Origin of the sequence: Mycobacterium leprae TN, from assembly GCF_000195855.1 — a bacterium.
Classification (GTDB): Bacteria; Actinomycetota; Actinomycetes; order Mycobacteriales; family Mycobacteriaceae; genus Mycobacterium; species Mycobacterium leprae.
In genome coordinates, this window is record NC_002677.1 from 377,499 (window position 1) to 398,691 (window position 21,193).

Here is a 21,193-nt window from a genome sequence, read left to right on the forward strand (position 1 = left end):
TTGTCGAAAACCACTGAACCATCCGTAACCACCGGACCGATCCCTGGAAGCAGCAAGGCTTACCGAGAAGTAGCGAACCCGGATGGCGGACCTAGCCTGCGGGTACCGTTCCGCCGAGTACATCTATCCACCGGCGCCCATTTCGACCTTTACGACACTTCCGGGCCCTACACCGATCCCGATGCGGTGATCAACCTGACGGCCGGGTTGCCGCCCAGGCCCGGCGTGATCCGTGACCGTGGCACACAACTGCAGCGGGCCCGTGCCGGAGAGATTACTGCGGAGATGGCGTTCATCGCTGACCGCGAGGGCATGCCCGCCGAGTTGGTGCGCGTCGAGGTCGCCCTTGGCCGCGCGGTGATTCCTGCCAACCACAACCATCCTGAGATCGAGCCGATGATCATCGGTAAGGCATTTGCGGTCAAAGTCAACGCAAACATCGGCAATTCGGCGGTGACATCGTCGATCGCCGAGGAGATCGACAAGATGGTGTGGGCCACTCGCTGGGGTGCAGACACAATCATGGACCTGTCCACCGGCAAGAACATTCACGAAACGCGTGAGTGGATCCTGCGCAATTCGCCGGTGCCGGTCGGCACTGTGCCGATCTATCAGGCGTTGGAAAAAGTCAAGGGCGATCCAACCAAGCTAACTTGGGAGATCTACCGCGACACCGTGATCGAGCAGTGTGAACAGGGTGTGGATTACATGACCGTGCACGCCGGTGTGCTACTGCGATATGTACTGTTGACCGCAAAGCGGGTCACCGGCATCGTGTCCCGCGGTGGGTCAATCATGGCGTCCTGGTGTTTAGCCAATCATCGGGAGTCGTTCTTGTACACAAACTTTGCGGAGCTCTGCGATATCTTCGCGCGCTACGACGTCACTTTCTCGCTTGGTGACGGACTGCGACCCGGCTCAATCGCCGACGCCAACGACACTGCACAGTTCGCCGAGTTGCGCACTCTGGGGGAGCTATCAAAGATCGCGAAAGTCCATGGTGCACAGGTCATGATCGAGGGACCAGGACACATCCCGATGCATAAGATTGTGGAGAACGTGCGGCTAGAAGAGGAACTGTGCGAGGAGGCACCGTTTTACACGCTGGGCCCGTTGGCCACCGATATCGCACCGGCCTATGATCACATCACGTCGGCGATTGGCGCGGCTGTTATCGCCCAAGCCGGTACCGCGATGCTGTGCTATGTAACCCCGAAAGAGCATCTGGGTCTGCCAGACCGCAAGGACGTCAAGGACGGCGTGATCGCCTACAAGATCGCCGCGCATGCAGCGGACCTGGCCAAGGGCTATCCTCGCGCGCAGGAACGTGACGATGCACTGTCCACGGCACGGTTCGAATTCCGCTGGAACGACCAATTCGCACTATCGCTTGATCCCCCCACCGCACGAGAGTTCCACGACGAGACGTTGCCGGCCGAGCCGGCTAAGACGGCGCACTTCTGTTCGATGTGTGGGCCGAAATTCTGCTCTATGCGGATCACCGCTGATATACGAGTATATGCGGCCAAGCACGGACTCGACACTGAAGAAGCCATCGAGATGGGGATGACGGAGAAATCAGCCGAGTTCGCCGAGCACGGCAATCGTGTGTATCTGCCGCTCACGCAGTGAACTACCTGCCAGCGCCGCCCCCGGGCACGACACCGCTACGGGTGCTGTCCATCGCCGGGTCGGACTCCGGGGGCGGCGCGGGAATCCAGGCTGATATGCGCACCATGACCGTGCTGGGTGTGCATGCATGCACTGCGGTAACTGCGGTAACTATACAGAATACATTGGGAGTCGAAGGCTTTCACGAAATCCCCGCCGAAATCGTGGCCAGTCAGATCAAGGCTGTGGTCACCGACATTGGCATCCAGTCGGCCAAGACCGGTATGCTGGCGTCGTCAAGCATCATCGCCGCGGTGGCAGAGACCTGGCTGCGGCTCGAATTGACGACACCGCTGGTCGTCGACCCGGTGTGCGCATCTATGCACGGAGACCCACTGCTAACGGGTGAGGCCATGGATTCACTTCGCGATCGATTGTTTCCGCTTGCCACGGTAGTTACGCCGAATCTCGACGAAGTGCGTCTACTGGTGGGTATCGACGTGGTCGACACCGAATCGCAACGTGCGGCAGCGATGGCCTTGCATGCCCTGGGCCCACAGTGGGCACTAGTCAAGGGGGGACACCTGCGGTCATCGGACCGCAGCTGCGACCTGCTCTACGGTGGCTCTTCCGCAGGCGTTGCCTTCCACGAGTTCGATGCGCCGCGGGTGCAGACCGGCAACGACCACGGCGGCGGTGACACGTTGGCGGCTGCGGTGTCCTGCGCGCTAGCACACGGATACACTGTGCCGGACGCAGTTGGCTTCGGTAAGCGCTGGGTTACCGAATGCCTGCGCGACGCCTATCCGCTGGGCCGTGGCCACGGCCCAGTCTCTCCATTATTTCAGAGGACATGATAACTCGAGCAAATCACCGACAGCAGGAAGAAGGAACCGCCGCCCCTGATAGCATTGTGGTCCTCACCCACGCCGCCGGAGAAATAGGGAATCATCACTGCTGCAACAAGTCTGCGACAAATGGGGGCGGGGCGGTTGGCTATATAACCTGGCAGAGCCAGCACACCCGCAGGGTGGCACTAGTGTCAAGTAGTCGACGAAGAAAGCCAGGGTGCGTGGGGCGTGTTGGCACACTACCCGACGGGCCCTGTACCACGAATCGAACACCCCGTTAAGCGCTCGATCGCGTGCATCGCGGTCCAGCAGTTAACGGGATAAGGCCACCGATTACCGGGAGATGGCACGCTACCCGAGGCAGCACAGCAGTCATCAGAAACGGGGCGTATCCAAGTCTTTGCTTCCCAAGAGTGATCGTGACCAAAGGCTCCGAACTGTCCAACGCAGCAATTTAAAGCGGAGCACTGTGCTAGTGGCTCGGCCAATAGGTAGGCAGTGCCGGTGCCAGAAAAAGGTGACGTCGACAAGCTGCAGGTTGAGTCGTTCGGCTACCAAATGCGTTTAGTGCCGCGCTGATCAACCTAATCTACATGGCACGCCAGCAGCACGGGAAACGAATATTGGTACCATCCACCATCGAACTACCCAGTGCAATATACCGGCTCACCTCCGGGAGGAAGTTCAATTGCCCAACTCCTCACCGGTCCGCATCAGTTCCGGGCTAGAAGCCTGCGCCCAGAAGCGTTTTGGGATCCTCCCGGCCCGGCGTGCAAGATAGCCGGCGGTCACAGCAGAGGCCATCGCGGCGGCCATGGTCGGAGGGTCGACGGCTCGAGTCACCGCAGAAGCCAATAGCACAGCGTCGCAGCCTAATTCCATCGCTAAGGCAGCGTCGCTTGTAGTACCGATTCCGGCGTCGAGCACCACCGGGACTCTAGCCTGCGCTACGATAATCTCGATATTGTGTGGATTGTTGATGCCGAGGCCAGTGCCAATCGGCGAACCTAGCGGCATCACTGCCGCGCAGCCAGTGCCCTCTAGTCTATGAGCCAGCGCAGGGTCGTCGTTAGTATACGGCAGAACCACAAAGCCAGCGTCAACTAATTGTTCTGCTGCTCTTACTAATTCAAGTCCATCCGGCAGTAGGGTGCGTTCGTCTGCGATCACTTCGAGTTTGATCCAGTTGGTGTTCAGCGCCTCGCGGGCCAGTTGTGCGGTCAACACCGCCTCTGCAGCGCTGCGACACCCGGCGGTATTGGGCAGCGGCATGATGTCAAGCCGGCTGAGTAGCTTGAGCAATCCGGATCCACCATCGGTGTCGACCCGGCGGATCGCTACTGTCGTCAGCTCGGTGCCTGAGGCGATCAACGCCTCTTCTAATATAGCCAAGTTAGCGGCTCCCCCGGTACCCATGATGAGCCGCGAGGTGAAGGTGCGGTCCCCAATTGTGAATTTTGATTCAACCACCTTGCACTGCCGTAACCACTTCGAGTCTGATTGGCTCAGACCTCCCAGTAACAGCGGGGAGCTCAGAAATTTTTGTTGCCCAGTAAGATCGAGGCAACACTGAGAATTCTACCGCGACAGCAATACCACTAGCCGGGAAGCCCAGAGACTCCAACAGCGCAGCAACGGTGGTCTGCTCGTTAACCTCGACCGGTCGTTCGTTGACTACGACAATCATAAGACGATCACGCTTGGGCTCCGACCGCGGCAAGTTCGAACATGATCTGCTCAGCTGTCCATGGTGCCAACAGAAATCCCGATCTGCCATGGCCGGCAGCTACCAGCGTACGGTTATCTAGGCGGTGCACAAGTGGCAGGTTATTCGGTGTCGTTGGGCGCAGTCCAGCCGCGCACTCAGCCAGCTCGTACTCGCCCAACGTTGGCAGCACGGCACACGCATCGTCAAGCAGATCACGCACGCCCGACACGACCGGGGCGGTATCGTAACCGTGTTCGTACTGGGTGGCACCGACGACTACTCCGTCCGCACGCGGAACCAGGTACACCTGCCTGCCGTGCACATGGGCTCGAATTAACCTCTTTAGCAATGACATACAACCATTTCGCCAGCGCAAACGCAGCACTTCCCCCTTGACCGGACGGACCGGCAGGCCGGGCCACAGCGCAGGAGCGCCAATGCCATTGGCAATCACTACCGCGTCTGCGTTGACACAGGACAGATCGTTGACCGGCGAGGCCCATCGCACCCCTAGACGCTCACAGTCCAAGCACAGCCCGGCGAGCAAGGCCCGGTTGTCCACTGCTAGTTCGTTAGGCGCCCAGAAACCATGTCGGATGCCTTGTGCCAGTAGGGGTTCTATGTCGCGGGCAGCAGATTCCCAGATCACCGGGTGGCCTTGCGTGGACAACCAGTCCGCAACCGTGCGTAGGTCAGCGACATCAGCCTGGTCGACGGCCACCACCAGCGACTCACGCGCGGTAATAACCTCCGGAGCCAGCCTGTCGGTAAATCCACCTTCGTGCCACAGCCGTAGCGACCTCAGGCCCAGCTGCAACAACTGTTCCTCACCGGGCCGGCCTTCGCTGTGCGGGGCCAGCATGCCCCCGGCAACCCAGGACGCACCTTGCTCGTGGGTCCGGTGTACACGCACGGACCACCCGGCCTGCACTGCGCGGCGTGCCACCGATAGCCCGATGACGCCGCCGCCGATAACGGCCAGCGACCCCGCGGGTGGGCCTGACGGCATCTTGAACCTCCCTTCGCCGGCATGACCCGGATCAGGTGTGGGAGGGTAAGGGTAGGTTCAGTCACTCTGGCTGTGCCCACTCTCAGCCCCGCAGATTCGGACTGCCTGGGGACTCCCGTGTACTGAAGTTCTTCGAATCTTACGCTAGCGTCGCAGTGTGCAGGAGCCTCATAGGCAGCCCGCGATCTGTCTGTCCACCCGTCTCGCCAAGGCGCGGCTTTATCTATGCACCGACGCGCGGCGTGAACGCGGCGACTTAGCCCAATTTGTCAACGCCGCCCTGGCCGGCGGGGTGGACATCGTCCAACTGCGAGACAAGGGTTCGGTCGGTGAACAGCAGTTTGGCCCACTGGAGGCGCGCGATGCGTTGGCCGCGTGCGAGATCTTCACCGACGCGACGGGAAGACACGACGCCTTGTTCGCGGTCAACGACCGCGCCGATATTGCCCGCGCGGCGGGCGCCGACGTGCTGCATTTGGGACAGGGCGATCTGCCGCCTGGTGTGGCGAGGCAGATCGTATGCCGCCAGATGCTGATCGGCCTGTCTACCCATGATCGGCACCAGGTTGCCGCGGCTGTGGCCGCCTTAGACGCTGGCCTGGTCGACTATTTCTGTGTTGGGCCCTGTTGGCCTACCCCTACCAAACCGGACCGCCCGGCTCCTGGTCTTGAGCTGGTGCGGGCTGCCGCTGAACTCGCTGGAGACAAACCGTGGTTCGCTATCGGCGGTATCGACGCGCAGCGGCTGCCCGACGTGCTCCATGCCGGTGCCCGCCGGATTGTAGTGGTGCGGGCAATTACCGCGGCCGCCGACCCCCGCGCCGCAGCCGAACAACTCATTTCGACGCTGACAGCAACTAGCTGATACGCTGACTCAGCTGCAGCGCTGCCAGAGCCGTATCACTTGGCATACACCACCCCCAAACTCCCATCTCGCATCTCGATCTCCATGATGCGAGGCAGACTCTGCCGGCGGTGGTCGTCGTGATCTAGCGGGGTGATGTGCAACTGTTGCCGGTTGGCGGCCAAACTAGTACAATCCGTTCGGGCTTGCCCACCTCGAACTCGGCGACATGGCGTAATTTGGCACTTTTCCGGTTGCGCACAGTGTGCAGCAATTCGCGGGCATCAGCAACAACCGTGATATGGGTCCAGGTAGTAGTTCGGAGCGCGGAGACTTTGGCCGTCACCAATATCAACTGTACCTCGAGTCGCTCCGCAATGAGGTCGGGCTTCTTCGCGTACCGCGGTCTCACTGGGGGTCTCGTGGTTATCCCGAGTAACCCCAAACAAACCCCAAGTACCGCCTTGGACTCCAAGACACCCTATGCTGCAGTAACAACGCGGGGTGGTTTCGTCGGGCCGCGGTGCTCGGAGCAACAAACCAGGTGTGTCATACCGACCCCAGTAGTGGACGTTGCGGGTCGGATAGCACCCATCCGTAATGGTTTCGGCATGCATTCTAGGAATATTCAGGCACTACTTGTTCGGTGACGGATGCGTGCCTGCGAACCGGCAGAACGACCACAGAGCTATACTGAATTAAACTAACTGGGTCCGCTTTCATCCAATCCGCGCAGCATCCTCTTAGAATTTGCTTCATAGATGTTCTAGACGACCAACAAAAATGTCGAAAGATATGGGGTCGGAGCAGAGGTGACGGTTGAGCTGGCGCACCCGTCGACCGAGCCGTTGGGGTCTCGGTCGACGGGTGCGCAGTCCATCCACGCTGGTGGTTCGTCTCGACCACACCGGGCCGCATCTTGACCATCGGCATCGTTTTGGCAGCTCTCGGCGGCCTCAGCGCGTTCGCCACCTCGACAACCATCAACCATCGGCAACATGTGCTGAGTACTGTGCTGAGCCACACCGAGCCGCTGTCGTTCGCAGCTGGACGGCTTTACACCACGTTGTCAGTTGCCGACGCCGCAGCGGCCACTGCATTCATAGCCCAAGCTGAACCACGCACCGTCCGGTTGCGTTACGAACAGGCCGTCACCGACGCCGCGGTGGCGGCAACCCGGGCGTCGAGCGGACTGACCGACACCCGGCTGGTGGAATTGCTGGGCCGGATCAATGCTGAACTGGCCGTCTATACCGGGTTGATCGAGATCGCCCGCACCAATAACCGGGAAGGCAACCCGGTCGGGTCGTCGTACCTGTCGGAAGCATCGGGGCTGATGCAATCGACAATCCTGACCGCAGCACAAGAGCTCTACCAGGAGACGTCCAACCGCGTAGATACCGAAACCACCGCATCCACTCAAATTCCACTCCCGGTGATTCTTATCGTCTCCACTACCGTGGTCTTCGGTGCTTTATCCCACCGCTGGCTGGCCCGGCGCACCAGGCGCCGGATCAACCTCGGGCTCGTGGCGGGCGCGCTCTGCATTCTCGTCATGGTGATGTGGGTCGGAACCGCATTAACGATTTCCACGACCGCCAGCCGTAGCGCCAAAGACACTGCGGCCGAGTCGCTGAGAACTGTTACCAACGTCCAGATCACCGCTCAGCAAGCGCGAGCTGACGAGACGCTGTCGCTGATCCGGCACGGCGATGACGAGAGCCGGAGGAGAGCGTTCTACACCCGCATCGACACCATGCATCAAGAGATCGGCCAGTACTTGTCCCGCAGCGACGCCATAGACAAGGAAGACCTGCAAAGCGTTGACCAGCTGCTGGTCCGCTGGCGGCAGGCGAATGATCGGATGAACTCCTACATCTCGGTAGGTAACTACCTGGCCGCTACTAAGGTTGCGCTGGGTAGCGGTGAGGACGACTCCACCCCCGCGTTTGACAAGCTCGACGACGAGTTGGTCAGGACGGTGGACCAAAGCCGCACCCGCTTGCGCCAAGACATCCTGAATGCGCGCAGCGGGTTATCCGGTGCCCAAATCGGGGGCATGGTACTCAGCCTGGGCGTCGCCATTGCGGTAGCCCTCGGCCTGTGGCCGCGGTTGAAGGAATATCGGTGATGACGCGCCAGTTCAAGATCCAACGCGCCTGTAGTGTGCTCGCCACGGCGATGATGCTGGCCGCTTGCGGCCATGCGGAACTCCTGACGGTGGCCAGCATGCCAACGCTGCCGCCACCCACACCGGTCGGCATGGAGCAAGTGCCGCCGGAACTCTTACTGCCACAAGACAACACTGAGGAGGACTGCGACCCGACCGCCAGCCTGCGCCCCTTTCCCACAAAAGCCGAAGCAGACGCTGCGGTGGCCGAGATCCGCGCTCGTGGCCGGCTGATCGTCGGGCTCGAAATCGGCAGCAACTTGTTCAGCTTTCGCGACCCGATCACCGGCGAAATCACCGGGTTCGATATTGACATCGCCGGCGAGGTGGCGCGCGATATCTTCGGCACCCCATCGCATATGGAATACCGCATTCTGTCAACCGCAGCACGCATCACCGCGCTGCAGAAATCGGAGGTTGACATCATCGTTAAGACGATGACGATCACCTGTAAGCGACGCAAGCTGGTGAACTTCTCCACCGTCTACCTTGATGCCAAACAGCGTATCCTCGCTCCGCGTGACTCACCAATCACGAAGCCATCTGACCTATCCAACAAACGAGTCTGCATGACACGTGGTACCACCTCGCTACATCAAGTTAGCGAGGTGGTACCACCGCCGATCATTGTGTCAGCGGAGAACTGGGCTGACTGCCTAGTGGCAATGCAGCAGCGGGAGATCGATGCCATCAGCACCGACGACGCTATCCTAGCCGGGCTAGTCGAGGAAGACCCCTACTTGCACATCGTCGGGCCGAATATGGCCACCCAGCCCTATGGCATAGGGATTAACTTGAACAACACCACGTTGGTTCGGTTCGTCAACGGCACACTAGAGCGCATCCGTAGGGACGGCACCTGGATCACGTTGTACCGAAAGTGGTTAACGGTCCTTGGGCCGGCGCCAGCTCCGCCCACACCGAGGTATGTGGATTGATGGCCGAGTCCATGAAGAGAGAACACATGGACCACGACACCGAAGACGTGGGCCAGGCCGCCCAGCGGGCAGACCCGCCGTCCGGCACAACGGAAGGGCGCCTGCAGTCCACCCAGGCGATATTCCGGCCTAATTTTGATGACGACGATGACCTTTTGCATATCTCTGTCCCCAGCGTGGACACCGAGCCGCAAGACCGTATAACGCCGGCGACCAGGGTATTACCGCCGATCAGACAGCTTGGCGGCGGACTCGTGGAAATCCGCCGGGTGCGCGATATTGATCCGCTTGAGGCCTTGATGACCAATCCTGTGGTGCCGGAATCCAAGCGGTTCTGCTGGAATTGCGGTCGGCCGGTCGGCCGGTCCGAGTTGGAGGGTCAGGAGGCTGATGGCGCCCAAGGGGCTAAAGAGGGTTGGTGCCCATACTGCGGCAGCCCGTATTCGTTCTTACCTCAGCTGAGTCCCGGAGACATCGTCGCCGGTCAGTACGAGGTCAAGGGTTGCATCGCGCACGGCGGGTTGGGCTGGGTCTATCTGGCGTTCGACCATAACGTCAACGACCGGCCGGTGGTACTCAAGGGCCTGGTTCACTCCGGTGACGCCGAGGCGCAGGCGAGCGCAGTGGCCGAACGGCAATTCCTCGCCGAGGTGGTGCACCCACAGATCGTTCAGATCTTCAACTTTGTGGAGCACAAAGATACATCCGGGGATCCGGTCGGCTACATTGTAATGGAATACATCGGTGGACGATCGCTGAAGCGGGGCTCGAAAAAGGGCAACGTCGAGAAACTTCCGGTCGCCGAGGCAATCGCCTACCTGCTGGAAATCCTGCCCGCGCTAAGCTATTTGCATTCCATCGGCTTGGTCTACAACGACCTGAAGCCAGAGAACATCATGCTCACTGAAGAGCAGCTCAAATTGATTGACCTAGGCGCGGTGTCGCGGATCAACTCGTTCGGTTGCATCTATGGTACACCCGGCTATCAGGCGCCAGAGATCGTGCGTACCGGACCGACGGTGGCCACCGACATCTACACCGTGGGCCGCACACTCGCGGCGCTCACGTTGAACCTGCGCACCCGCAACGGCCGCTACATGGACGGGCTGCCCGAAGACGATCCGGTGTTGACTACTTACGACTCTTTTGCTCGGTTGCTGCACCGTGCCATCAACCCCGACCCACGGCGCCGTTTCAGCTCCGCCGAGGAGATGTCCGCGCAGCTGATGGGTGTGTTGCGGGAAGTGGTCGCCCAAGACACTGGGGTGCCGCGGGCCGGCCTATCAACCATCTTCAGCCCGAGTCGCTCGACATTCGGTGTGGACCTGCTGGTAGCCCACACCGATGTTTATCTAGACGGCAGGTTGCATTCGGAGAAGCTCACCGCCAAAGATATCGTGACGGCGCTGCAGGTTCCACTGGTTGATCCGACCGACGTGGCCGCCCCGGTACTGCAGGCGACGGTGCTCTCCCAGCCGGTGCAGACACTGGACTCGCTGCGAGCAGCCCGGCACGGCATGCTGGATGCGCAGGGTATCGACTTGGCTGAGTCGGTTGAACTGCCGCTGATGGAAGTCCGTGCGCTGCTGGACCTGGGTGATGTGGTCAAGGCCAACCGGAAACTCGACGACCTGGCCGATCGGGTTAGCTGCCAATGGCGATTGGTCTGGTACCGTGCTGTCGCCGATCTCCTCACCGGCGATTACGCCTCGGCCACCAAACATTTCACCGAGGTGCTGAATACCTTTCCCGGCGAGCTGGCACCCAAGCTCGCGCTAGCCGCCACCGCCGAACTGGCTGGCGAAAGCGACGAGCATAAGTTTTACCGTACTGTGTGGCATACCAATGACGGCGTGGTATCAGCGGCTTTCGGGCTGGCGAGATTCCAATCAGCCGAGGGCGACCGAACCGGTGCGGTGTGCACCCTTGATGAAGTGCCTCCTACCTCGCGCCATTTCACCACCGCGCGCCTGACCAGTGCGGTGACACTGCTGTCCGGCCGATCCACGAACGAAATCACCGAACAGCAGATCCGTGACGCCGCCAGGCGAGTGGAGACGCTGCCGCCCACCGAACCACGTGTGCTGCAGATCCGCGCTCTAGTCCTGGGGTGCGCGATGGACTGGCTAGCCGATAACCAGGCCAGCGCCAATCACATCCTAGGTTTTCCGTTCACGAAACACGGATTGCGACTAGGTGTTGAGGCCTCGCTACGCAGCCTGGCCCGAGTCGCGCCCACCCAACGGCACCGCTATACTTTGGTGGACATGGCCAACAAGGTGCGGCCCACGAGTACATTATAGTGCTAGCGTGCGTTCAGGACTTCGATTGCGTGCATCCAGCGCGCGAATTCTAACTGTGGAATTACCGTAGTCAACACGGAACTGCACTCTCTCAAGGTTTCAAGGTGCGGGGTCTTCGGTAATCCCAGGACTCCCTTCCAGGATCGCAGCTTATGTGCATCGCATACTTCATTGATTTCAGACGCCCAGGAGTAGACGGTGGTTTGGGAGATGCCTTCTGGAGCTGTTGCGCCGTTGAGGCAAGTGGTCACCGATCTGCAAGCGCAGCGTCGGGCTGGCATGATCGAGATCCATGAGGAGGCCGAGCCGTTTCTGAGGTGGCTGTTGGGTCTTATCTTGCAGATCGCCGAGACCTACAAATAGACCCCGCACCTTGTATTAGAACTTTAGCTACGGCGTATAACAAACACGCACGCTGGATTCATGGTTTGGTTGTAACAGTGGTTTGGGTGGCGGTGTTGATGGGTGAAGTGTTTTGTGTTCTGTTGTGGGGGTGGAGTAAAGGGTGGTGGGTCAGTGTATTGGCGGGTCGGTGCGTCAGGTCGCAAAGGTCGGTATCGATGCCGTGGTGATGCGGGTATGAGAGTCGTTTCGAGGTCTTGGTCTCACGCTGGGGTTGTACAGCGATTCTGTGGTAGGGCGTTGTCTTGTGGTTGATCATGGCCGCAGTGATCACATCAGTGCTGTGGTCCTTGGATAGGTGTAGCAGCTGCACGAATCCGCTACTTGTGTTCGGCCAGGGCGCCGATTTGGGGGTCTAATTTTTGCCGATGATTACATCATCCGCCCAATGCTATGAGGTTAGAGCACCACACGGTCGTGTAGTTTTCGCGGGACGTGCACTGGTGGTGGCCATACCTAGAGAATAATGGTGGTGCCCGGTTTTAGCGTGCTGTGCCCTCAGCGTGCGGAACATCCACCCAGTGCGCACATGTTGGTTGAGCTTGGACTCGATGTTGAAGTGTTTTATAGGACACCTGCATCTTTCGGGCCGGTCGGGATAGGTTTTGGGCCAACACCCCCACAATTTGTTCGGGACTGTACTTCTTGGCCAGCACACATGTCTATCTCCGTACGCAGCTGCCCACAACGCTCACCTTGCCGGCCTTTAAAGCCACTGGCCCACTGCTCACTGCATAGCTAAGCAATACAAGCTCAGTAACCCGATTGAGCGTCTTAGCCAGCATAGTTGGTGTCGAATCAGTGCAACCCCCAAAGCAACCCGCAAACACGCGGGCCCCACCCTTGCTGGTGATCTCACGCACGATCCCCACCCCCACCCAACCCAAACGAACGGTTAACGATCGATCACATCAACTCACAACACTGCAACACACCGCCACCCTTTACTCCACCCCCACAACAGAACATGCACACAAAGTACAATTCAACCCCGTCAATCCGAACGTGCGTGCCACCGAACACCAACACGCCTTAACGTCGAACTAGTTCACGTAAGCCCGGATGCCGGTAGATCTTCGTTGCCTCGATACGTGTCTGGATCGTGGCGGAGTCTTGGTTCGGTGAGCCTCGGAAGATCTGAGGTGACTGAGTTGGGATACGGGTTGTTGTTGTAGTGGATGCCGGCACAGTGGTCTCCGGGATGGGGTTACTGGTGTCGCATACGTTGGCCAATGATATGACCTGTGATGACGACAGCGACAAGTACGCCGAGAGCTAGCCAACACAACACCACATCGAAGATGCTGGTGATTTGGTGGGCGAGGTTCTTGCGGTAGACGAGGTTATGCCATCCGGTGGTGTTTGGAACCATGGTGCCAACGAGATGCTCGCGATAAGCCGAGAAATGCTCATGGTGAGGAGAAATCCGCACAGTGACGAGATCAAGCCTCGCGGAGCGCAAGGTGTTGGCTAGGTTGACGCGAAGCTAGATCGCGAAGACCGTGGTGGTCAAATCCGAACGCGGCCAGCGTCATGGTACCGTAGCGCGATAAGAGGAAATTCACACTCACCGCGACCCCGAGGTCGGTGATCCTCATCAACACCGATCCCAAGCACCACATCGCGATGAGCAGTAAGCTTTTTCGGGTAGCCTTTCACCAGGGGCTCTCGTCTTCTGGTGCGCCGCCACGGTAGCTGTGCAGTGCGAAAAGTATTGGGGGTGCAAAAATCACCGCGGTAGTTGTCCATGCCAAATAACCTTCGCATCCGATTCCCGCCGTAGAGGTGTTCTGCGCAATGCCGTGGAACGCGTCGACGTAGCGTTCGGTGGGCAGGCGCCACACTAGGACCCCAGCGGCCAGCGTGTATATCTCGAGCCCGGTAGTCGAGAGTCGGGACGCCTTGGTGCTGCGAAAAATCCAGCTGGCCGTGACGAGGACAGCGGCTAGCGACACCAAGCTATACATCATTGCTGTAGCAATAACCGTGATGTTTTTCTTGGCCAAGTCAGACTAACCGCCCGAGTGCAACGCGTACCTCACCCGCCAGCACGTGTTGAAAATGGTGCTGAGCGATGTACCGATCATTGCTGCGTAGCTGATGATCTGAGCCAGACCCGAGCCACCTTCGGTGCCCGTCATCGTCTACGGCTGGGCCGGTCATTATCGGTTGTGTGCTCAAGTGCGCCGGCTGCCCCCAACCAGGCCCCGGGCCCGACACCGCCGGGCCACGTGTACTAATCCAACGGATTGGACTCGCTTGGAACGCGTCGGAGACGACAAAGCTGGCCATTGACAGTTAGATAGGGTTCGTTGAGTAACAGACGAAGCCGGCCAGCCAGGGCAAGCTTGAACCGAGCTCTCGACAACCTACACAGGCCCACATAGGTTTACGGGCGAGCGAACCTGAGAGAAAGCAGGGTTACCGTCCTCAGGAGCCCAAATAACGGTACTTTGCTGGCGGGTGTGGCCCAACCCCCAACCGAAATAGAGGCTCCAAGGAGAGAACAGGGCGGCGACGACAAAATTAGCGGCGACCAAGTCGCGGATGTGGTTCCGTCGCTGGGTTGGCTATCCGGCTGTGTGCTGGGGGTCCCAGTAGACACGTCCTTACGTAGTGTCCGGTCCTGAGGTGGCGGCGCCTGGGGTGCCCTACACGGTGTCGGCCTGCCGCTCGATCGTGCAGGTTAGGCGTCTCGCCGTTGCTCTGGTTCACGGGTGCCCCCAGGGAAGCACGAACAATTACTATATTGGTGATTGGTGCTTGTTTGGTTGTGTAGTGGGGGAACCACCCTATTTTGTCGACTGCACCGCTTACGTGCGAACATATTCGCAGTTCGGACGCTGTGGCAGCGGCTGAGAACAGAAAATTTTGCGAAGGTACGGCAGTCCTTTGGCGAACGTTCCCCACTGGGAAACTTGGTTATGCTGCGCTGTGAGTGAACTTGGTTGCTTTGAGTGACTGATGCTGCCGACTGCACCGCATTGCAGTGATTCTAGGACCATTATACTAGCCACGAGGTGGCCAGGAGGAAGGGGATCCGTGATGGACGTCGTTTTGGGGGTTGCTGGTCGCAGGCCGGGCCGCCAGATTGACGCTTGTCGGTTCGGGTGATGCGTTTGACCAATCCATTGTTGACTTGGCTGATAACCCAATCGAGAAAATGACCGATACCGCAGTCGGCACGGATCAGCTGTTGGTCGATGCGAGCCTCCGGCTGGTGGCCACGCGGCTGTGTTGGGCTGATCAGCCCAAAGCCGATCTAGCTGCGACAGACATTAGAAGATGCCGGCATAGGGGACGTCGCGATCCTGTCCGAGTCGGAGGCAGCGACGGCGCTGATGCGGGGGCGTCCAGGTTCGGTGGTGCTGGTAGGCGATGAGACGGCGACACTGTTGGTATGGGGTTGGGTGGTCGAAGACTAGTACGCGCCACCGACCCTGCTGGCAGGTGCCGAAGTCAGCGTCACGTTGGACACAATGATGTTTCGGCTCAACAACCAGCTCGACGCTCCGACCGAGCTCTCTCTGGTGGGTGTTTTGCTGACTGCACTGCATGTTGCTTACCAGGTCGACGATGTGTCGACCATGCGGGGAGAGGTTACCTGACGATCCTATGCTTGCGTGTGGCGTAGCGTTAGCCATCGCGCCTGCTACGATGGCCCAGTCGGCGTTGGCGGCTGAGGAGGAAATCACCATTGTGCCCGCCGGCCGAAGTCGCGGACGCGGTTGGTGAGGAGTCGCAGCTGGCGATGACAAGCTGCTGCCGGTCGATACGGACGAATGTGACGACGAATACGTCGATGCTAAAGTTGAGACCAGCGCGCTGCGGCTGCCGGGGGTGGCAGGTAGTCTAGCTCGACGTAAGCTATGGGAAGCCTAGGACGGGCGGTAAATACATAGGGTCAGCGGTGTTCCACTACGGGGCACTATATACACGCAATCGTGGCCTTCTGGAAGGTGATTTCATGAGCGGCCTGCTGGTCGATCTGTTGTGATCTGGACGTAGTGGTCAGCCCCGCCCAGTCAGCACCATCCGATTAACTAGGCCAGGTGTCGTCGCGTTGGCTGGGGTGTTGTTGATTTTGGGCTTGGTTTTGGTGTGGTCATGCAGCGAGGATCGGTGGAATTTGGGACGTGAGAATCGACAGGGCTGGTTACGATAGTTCGGTGTGGTGCTGACTTCCTGTGGCAATGAGGTCTATGGCGGTGAAACACGGTGTGAAGTCGGCGTGTTGGCCAAGATAACCGAATGCACGGATCTCACACAGGGGCTTTTACGGGTTGCGGTGCCGGACCGACGAGACGGGTTACCCGGGCACCGGCGCGCAGCTCCGCAACATCGAAGACCAGGTGATGGTGTTATTCGAATGGGTCATCGCCGCCTGTGGCGCGGCACTGCCAGGCTGATATGTGCTACTTAAGTACTTTACCCATTGCGACACTGGTCAGTGGCTCTAAGCTTTTGGTGCCTCGGTTCCCGATGAGTCCGGCTGACCGCTACGCTGTACTTTCGGCGGCGCACTGTCTCAATGCGTTCAAGAGGTAGTGGACTCCGTCACTGTGACGGTCGAATTTCGGTTGTCTGAATAGGCAACCGGTTGTGCTGACTGGTTGCATAAAGGTTCCGTTAGGCATAAATCTGCATGTACGCAGTGAAACGTGGATCTGGAAAATACATTTCGCCGAAACCGGTAACGTCGGTCGACAATTTCCATTGCGTATCGACTTCAAAGCACGAACGTGAACAACACAAGCGCTCAACCTCAAGACATTAGGATTGATGACTGAGATGCTTAAACCACGTACACGACACGCCAAAAAGATTAGAATAAACTGCAGTTTCGATGCATGATTCATTGTTCTTAGTGTCTTCGTTCAAGGTGTAGTAGTTTTAGATTGAGTAGTAAATGCGGTGAGTAGACCCAGTCGGTTGTGCAGTAAGACACGGTGGCCGTGTCAACCCACGGCATGGTGGAATTAACGGTAAAATTTGTCGGTGCGTCAAAGTCAAAGGTGATCTGCCGTGATCCCGCTGAAATGGAGTACTGCTGATGGTGGTAGGCTTGATCAAAAGTGCTTATGAGCCCGCTGTTCACTTCGGTGGTGCCTAGTTGGCTAAGATGATTTCCGACAGTGGGATCGGTAAGGTCGTGATAACTTCGCGGGGTTTCGACGAATACCGGGCGATGTTCGCGTTGTCTGCCATGGATCTGAACGCCACGATTTTGGACTGTCCCGGTGGTGCATCCAGCGCCACGGCTGAAATTAACGCGGCCGGTGGTCGTTCGATGGCCGTTGACCCTTTTTATGGTCGTAACCTTTCGGTCGCAGACCTAGCGTCGTTTATCCAAGCCGAAACCGACCGTGGAAACGCTTACGTCCGCGCCCATCCTGACGAGTATCGGTGGACCTTCTTCAGCAGTCCGGAGCATCACCATCAGTCACGAAGCCGGGCAGGTCGACTATTCCTTCATGATTACTGTGCTAACCCGAGTAACTATGTGGAAGCCGCACTGCCTCGCCTGCCGTTTTCCACCCATGCTTTTGACCTTGTACTTAGCTCGCACTTGCTCTTCACCTACGCCGACCGACTCTCGCCGGATTTTCACTACCAAGCCATCAACGAACTCATGCGTGTCACCCGAATAGAGTTAAGAATTTTCCCGCTGGTGGTGATGGGGTCGATCCGATACGACCTCGACGACCTGCTGGCCAGGCTGCGCGCCGACGGGGTTCACGGCGAAGTTGTCGCCGTTGACTACGAATTCCAAGCGGGTGGCAACCAAATGCTCGTCTGTTCTCGCCTTGACGGGGTGATCGGTTAGGCCCGGAGGGGGCCTTTGCGAACGTCCGCAGCTTCGAGACTTGGTTGGTGTCCAGCGAGAACGCGCGGGTTTTGCGAGCTGCCGCCAAGTTGGGCACCGTCACATTGGTAGCGTCAATGCAACGCCGCATCGCGATGATCGCGGTCTCCCGCAGCAGTCCACATAGTCGGCGGCACGGTAGTCGTCGAGTTCGGTGGTAACATCGGCGAGGTCGCCGTCGGTGCTCAGCGGTATAGAGATTTCCTGGCGGTACACAGGATTTTGTGAGCTGCTGCGGTATTGGGGCGCCAAAGCGTCGATCTCATCGAGGAACATCAACGACGGTGCAGAGTCGCGGGCCCGCCGGAACAATTCCCCGACCGTTTTTTCGAGCTGCTGACCCACTTGTCCATCAGCTCCGAGCCTGTGACGGCGTGCACGCTCAACTGCCCGGTGCTGGCTAACGCGGGCGGACCACAAAAATTTTGCCGCAGTCCGGCGGACTGTACAGCAGCACCTCGTGTGGCGGGTCGACGCCCAGCCTGATGAAGTTGTCGGGATGCTGCAATGACCACAGCACTGCTTCGGTCAGTGCCTGTGTTTGGCATAGGCCATGCACCGACCTAGTTGAGCGTTACGCTTCTAACCGCTAGCTCATGGTTGGCTGAGCGCGACAGTGGCCGGGATTGTCCTGAGCACCCTGGCCAGGTCGGGCTTGGTTCAGTTGGAGTGGTGGTCCGTCGGTGCTGGCTTGCTACCCAGCCCGCCGCGCCGCTTTGTGTACCAGGAGTCTCGTCGAGATTGCGATCGCCGACGGGCGCCGAATGCAGCGGTGTCTCCGGAGTGCTCTGCGGTTGGAGGCACTGGGCATCACCCAACTCAGCTCGCGGTCACACAGCTCAGGGTCGCTCAACAGCCGTATTGAGCTGGTCGGATGCGCTGAGGTGGCAATCAACGCCACAATGCCGGTCGGTCACCGCAGTGCACAGGTCGGCGAGGATGCGGGGAGCGACTAGCTAGCGACTGGCCGGCAGCAGTGCGTAGACATCAGTGGTGAGCTGTACGCCGCCACCGTCACGCACTTCAGTCACCGCGCAGGCTACGGTTTGAGTCGGTGTTCGGCGATCAGCGTGCTGACCTCCGGACCATCGAGCTCAATCAGCCTGCGGCGGACGCACACCGCACAGATCAGTGTCGCTTTGCCGATACCGGTCTGACTCGACACCAGCATACCCAGTCCCGCCGACGGTTCAGCATGTGCGGTTCGTCGGGGGCAAGCTTGAGCCATTCGGTGATCTTGCTGACCTGCACCTGCCCGCTCTTGAGAGATCGTCGACTCCGATTGCTGGGCTCGCAACCGCTGCTCCAGCGCTCTACGGGACATTGGCACCCCAAGTTACTAGTGGGTTCGGCTGCACGCTGACCGGTTCGTCGGGATCCACACCGGTGACGGTGAGCAGATTAGGGATCTAGCTTATGCTGACCTCCGATGCCAGTGCGCGGACGTTGGCTGACGTTGATGTACCTGGGCTCAGGTCGCTGGGCAGCAATGGCACTGCGTCCCCGACGGTCGTCACTTTGCCCAGCAAGACTGGCACAGAGTGACCGGATGAACCGATCGGGCCTCGTAAACGGTGAGCGCGCTGACGATCACCGCAGTGCGTTCGCGCAGCTCGACGTTCGATAGCGTACACCTTGCCGAACAATACGGTGCCTACTTAACTGCCTTAGCCGGACAACACCGCCGTGGTCAAGTACTCACTACCTGATACCGCATCCCATTCTAGTATGGCAAGGGCAGCAACGGCGTTCGTGTGTAAATGATGACGCCGCGGTGGGAGTCGCCGGCGGAGGTGTTGAGCGTAAGTTGCGGGGTCGAATCCTACAACGCTAAACCAGGTCAGATTATATAAACCGCCGTCCCGGTTTCCGCAGCCCCGACCGCACCATCGATCGGCTGCCTGGCTTAAGCAATCCAAGCCGCGGAACCGCGTGGCGGTTCGGACACGCACGGCGCGCCGCGCGCCGTGCGTCGTGCTGCTGCTTGAATTTGTCATCCCACGCCTCGGGGTGCGCGGCAAGCCAGCGCTGGTTGTGAATCGCGAACGGGATGTGGCATAGGTAGGTGAGGATGATAACCCAGATCAACAGGTACGGGGCCAGCACTACAGCCGCCGCGAAGATCGCCAGCATCGCCACGAATACGGCTGCGTAGTGAGGCGGCACGGACACGGTGTGCATCTTTTTCATCGGGATTCGACTGATCAACAGCATCGACGTCCCCGTCACCCAGATGCAAAGGAACCAGGTAGATGTCCACCAGCCAGCACCGAACTGCAACTTCAGGGCGAGCAAACCGATCACTGAAACTGCACCCGCCGGAGCCGGCATCCCGACGAAGAATTCGCGCGTGTAGGCGGGCTGGGTCCCGTCGTCAAGCAGAGCGTTGAACCTCGCCAACCGCAACACGACACACACCGGGTAAAGCAGCACCGCTACCCAACCGACGGGCGTTGTGGACAACATTGTCGCGTAGAGCACCACCGCCGGCGCCACTCCGAAGTTCACTGCATCGGCTAGCGAGTCGATTTCTTCGCCCATCCGCGACTCAGCGCCCAGGATACGGGCAACCCGGCCATCCAGTCCGTCGAGGATGGCGGCCGCAGCGATTAATGCGATCGCAGCCTTCGGCTGGTGCTCCAGGGCGAACCTGATGGAGGTCAACCCCGCGCAGATAGAAAGTACCGTCATCGAGCTGGGCAGGATCTGCAGGTTTACTGCTCGCCTGCTCCGGGGCCTGCTAGTCATGTCAGGTCGGCCAGCACGGTCTCGCCGGCGACTGCCCGCTGTCCCACCTGGACGACCGGCTCGGTACCTGGTGGCAGATAAGTGTCCAGCCGGGAGCCAAACCGGATCAGTCCGTATGTGTCACCGATCGTCAGCTTGTCGCCGATGTGCGCGTAGCACACGATTCGGCGGGCCAGCAGGCCTGCGATCTGCACCACTACCACCTCAGTACCGCCGGCTGTGCGGATTCGTACGCTGGTGCGTTCGTTTTCGGTGCTAGCCGGGGCCAGATCGGCTGCTCCAAAGCGGCCTGGCTGGTATTGCACGGCGATCACCTCGCCGCTTATCGGGGCACGCTGCACGTGCACGTCCAATAGCGACAGGAAGATGCTGACTCTCGGCAGCGACATGTTGCCCATGCTGAGTTCGGCGGGTGGCGTGGCAGAGTCGATTACGCAGATCATGCCGTCGGCGGGGGCGACGACGACACCGGCGCGGGTGGGTGGCACCCGCGAGGGGTGACGGAAGAACACTGCACAGGCACTGGCAGCCAGCAATCCCACCCGGCGTAGCCAGCGCAAATCACGTCCGGTGACGACTTGTCCCACTGCCCCGGCCGAGGTCACTGCCAGGCCAGCGGAGATAAACGGGTGTCCAGCAGAGTGAACCGGCGGAACGGCGGAACGCACCAACTCCAGTAGATGCGCAGGGCCTTCCTTCGAGGATTCGGCGCGGGGGCGTCTTGCCACTCGGTCATCTTACGG

The 21,193-nt window shown here is 59.6% G+C and carries 16 protein-coding genes and 3 pseudogenes; 10 read left to right on the top strand and 9 right to left on the bottom strand.

The window, feature by feature from the left end; all coding sequences use genetic code 11:
* Complete coding sequence (gene thiC, locus ML_RS01465; protein ID WP_162618306.1) at positions 1-1,632, top strand: phosphomethylpyrimidine synthase ThiC; 1,632 nt, start codon at positions 1-3, stop codon at positions 1,630-1,632.
* Positions 1,629-2,468, top strand: coding sequence for a bifunctional hydroxymethylpyrimidine kinase/phosphomethylpyrimidine kinase (gene thiD / locus ML_RS01470; RefSeq protein ID WP_010907656.1), 840 nt, complete (start codon positions 1,629-1,631; stop codon positions 2,466-2,468). Before thiC ends, thiD begins: the two co-directional genes overlap by 4 nt.
* A gap of 678 nt (positions 2,469-3,146) precedes the next feature.
* Here the strand turns inward: thiD and thiG are convergent.
* Genes thiG through thiO form a run of 3 tightly spaced genes read right to left on the bottom strand, consistent with a single transcriptional unit; the run spans position 3,147 to position 5,179 of the window.
* On the bottom strand, positions 3,147-3,932 hold the full coding sequence (gene thiG, locus ML_RS01475) for a thiazole synthase (protein ID WP_010907657.1): 786 nt from the start codon (positions 3,930-3,932) through the stop codon (positions 3,147-3,149).
* Entirely contained in the window at positions 3,925-4,149 is a 225-nt protein-coding gene (gene thiS / locus ML_RS01480; protein ID WP_010907658.1) for a sulfur carrier protein ThiS, read from the bottom strand. Before thiS ends, thiG begins: the two co-directional genes overlap by 8 nt.
* Before the next feature lie 7 nt (positions 4,150-4,156).
* Entirely contained in the window at positions 4,157-5,179 is a 1,023-nt protein-coding gene (thiO, locus tag ML_RS01485; protein WP_010907659.1) for a glycine oxidase ThiO, read from the bottom strand.
* Positions 5,180-5,336: 157 nt separating this feature from the next.
* On the opposite strand from thiO, the gene thiE reads away from it, so the two are divergent.
* The gene (thiE, locus tag ML_RS01490) at positions 5,337-6,044 is read left to right on the top strand and encodes a thiamine phosphate synthase (protein WP_010907660.1); all 708 of its coding nucleotides are present in this window, start codon (positions 5,337-5,339) and stop codon (positions 6,042-6,044) included.
* Here thiE and ML_RS18390 read toward each other — a convergent pair.
* Positions 6,037-6,614, bottom strand: a pseudogene (locus ML_RS18390) (NUDIX hydrolase). The gene thiE and the pseudogene ML_RS18390 sit on opposite strands and share 8 nt — an antisense overlap.
* A 221-nt stretch (positions 6,615-6,835) precedes the next feature.
* Here ML_RS18390 and glnX point away from each other — a divergent pair.
* The 4 genes and pseudogenes from glnX to ML_RS01510 all read left to right on the top strand — a co-directional run bounded on the left by glnX (position 6,836) and on the right by ML_RS01510 (position 11,797).
* Positions 6,836-8,154: pseudogene (glnX, locus tag ML_RS01495) on the top strand (protein kinase G-activating protein GlnX).
* Positions 8,154-9,131, top strand: coding sequence for a glutamate ABC transporter substrate-binding protein (locus ML_RS01500; RefSeq protein ID WP_041323669.1), 978 nt, complete (start codon positions 8,154-8,156; stop codon positions 9,129-9,131). Before glnX ends, ML_RS01500 begins: the two are co-directional and overlap by 1 nt.
* 26 nt (positions 9,132-9,157) lie before the next feature.
* The gene (locus tag ML_RS01505) at positions 9,158-11,434 is read left to right on the top strand and encodes a serine/threonine-protein kinase PknG (protein WP_414085544.1); all 2,277 of its coding nucleotides are present in this window, start codon (positions 9,158-9,160) and stop codon (positions 11,432-11,434) included.
* A 198-nt stretch (positions 11,435-11,632) separates the two neighbouring features.
* The gene (locus tag ML_RS01510) at positions 11,633-11,797 is read left to right on the top strand and encodes a hypothetical protein (RefSeq protein WP_156511965.1); all 165 of its coding nucleotides are present in this window, start codon (positions 11,633-11,635) and stop codon (positions 11,795-11,797) included.
* 1,246 nt (positions 11,798-13,043) lie between these two features.
* Here the strand turns inward: ML_RS01510 and ML_RS14775 are convergent.
* On the bottom strand, positions 13,044-13,298 hold the full coding sequence (locus ML_RS14775; RefSeq protein ID WP_156517121.1) for a hypothetical protein: 255 nt from the start codon (positions 13,296-13,298) through the stop codon (positions 13,044-13,046).
* A gap of 193 nt (positions 13,299-13,491) precedes the next feature.
* Positions 13,492-13,842: a DUF7937 domain-containing protein gene (locus tag ML_RS01520; RefSeq protein ID WP_111480956.1), complete on the bottom strand. Its 351-nt coding sequence runs from the start codon at positions 13,840-13,842 to the stop codon at positions 13,492-13,494.
* Positions 13,843-15,315: 1,473 nt separating this feature from the next.
* On the opposite strand from ML_RS01520, the gene ML_RS17180 reads away from it, so the two are divergent.
* The 3 genes from ML_RS17180 to ML_RS01525 all read left to right on the top strand — a co-directional run bounded on the left by ML_RS17180 (position 15,316) and on the right by ML_RS01525 (position 17,663).
* Positions 15,316-15,444, top strand: a complete 129-nt coding sequence (locus ML_RS17180) for a hypothetical protein (protein WP_269147052.1) — start codon at positions 15,316-15,318, stop codon at positions 15,442-15,444.
* Positions 15,445-16,119: 675 nt separating this feature from the next.
* Complete coding sequence (locus ML_RS17185) at positions 16,120-16,245, top strand: hypothetical protein (RefSeq protein ID WP_269147053.1); 126 nt, start codon at positions 16,120-16,122, stop codon at positions 16,243-16,245.
* Between the two features lie 713 nt (positions 16,246-16,958).
* Positions 16,959-17,663: a class I SAM-dependent methyltransferase gene (locus tag ML_RS01525; protein WP_010907663.1), complete on the top strand. Its 705-nt coding sequence runs from the start codon at positions 16,959-16,961 to the stop codon at positions 17,661-17,663.
* A 19-nt stretch (positions 17,664-17,682) separates the two neighbouring features.
* Here ML_RS01525 and ML_RS01530 read toward each other — a convergent pair.
* From ML_RS01530 to ML_RS01540, 3 genes and pseudogenes are all read right to left on the bottom strand, one after another.
* Positions 17,683-19,524: pseudogene (locus ML_RS01530) on the bottom strand (AAA family ATPase); the annotation flags it as partial.
* A gap of 23 nt (positions 19,525-19,547) precedes the next feature.
* On the bottom strand, positions 19,548-20,450 hold the full coding sequence (gene pssA, locus ML_RS01535; RefSeq protein WP_010907664.1) for a CDP-diacylglycerol--serine O-phosphatidyltransferase: 903 nt from the start codon (positions 20,448-20,450) through the stop codon (positions 19,548-19,550).
* Positions 20,447-21,178 (bottom strand): phosphatidylserine decarboxylase, encoded by a 732-nt coding sequence (locus ML_RS01540; protein WP_010907665.1) that lies wholly within the window; start codon positions 21,176-21,178, stop codon positions 20,447-20,449. The genes pssA and ML_RS01540 overlap by 4 nt, the downstream gene beginning before the upstream one ends.
* Positions 21,179-21,193 lie beyond the last annotated feature (15 nt).

Excerpts from the sequence above, each read along its gene's own strand:
- thiS (WP_010907658.1), bottom strand. The coding sequence starts at position 4,149 with ATGATTGTCGTAGTCAACGAACGACCGGTCGAGGTTAACGAGCAGACC.
- ML_RS01525 (WP_010907663.1), top strand. The coding sequence starts at position 16,959 with ATGATTTCCGACAGTGGGATCGGTAAGGTCGTGATAACTTCGCGGGGT.
- ML_RS01505 (WP_414085544.1), top strand. The coding sequence starts at position 9,158 with ATGGACCACGACACCGAAGACGTGGGCCAGGCCGCCCAGCGGGCAGAC.
- pssA (WP_010907664.1), bottom strand. The coding sequence starts at position 20,450 with ATGACTAGCAGGCCCCGGAGCAGGCGAGCAGTAAACCTGCAGATCCTG.
- ML_RS17180 (WP_269147052.1), top strand. The coding sequence starts at position 15,316 with ATGATGTTTCGGCTCAACAACCAGCTCGACGCTCCGACCGAGCTCTCT.
- thiO (WP_010907659.1), bottom strand. The coding sequence starts at position 5,179 with ATGCCGTCAGGCCCACCCGCGGGGTCGCTGGCCGTTATCGGCGGCGGC.
- ML_RS01500 (WP_041323669.1), top strand. The coding sequence starts at position 8,154 with ATGACGCGCCAGTTCAAGATCCAACGCGCCTGTAGTGTGCTCGCCACG.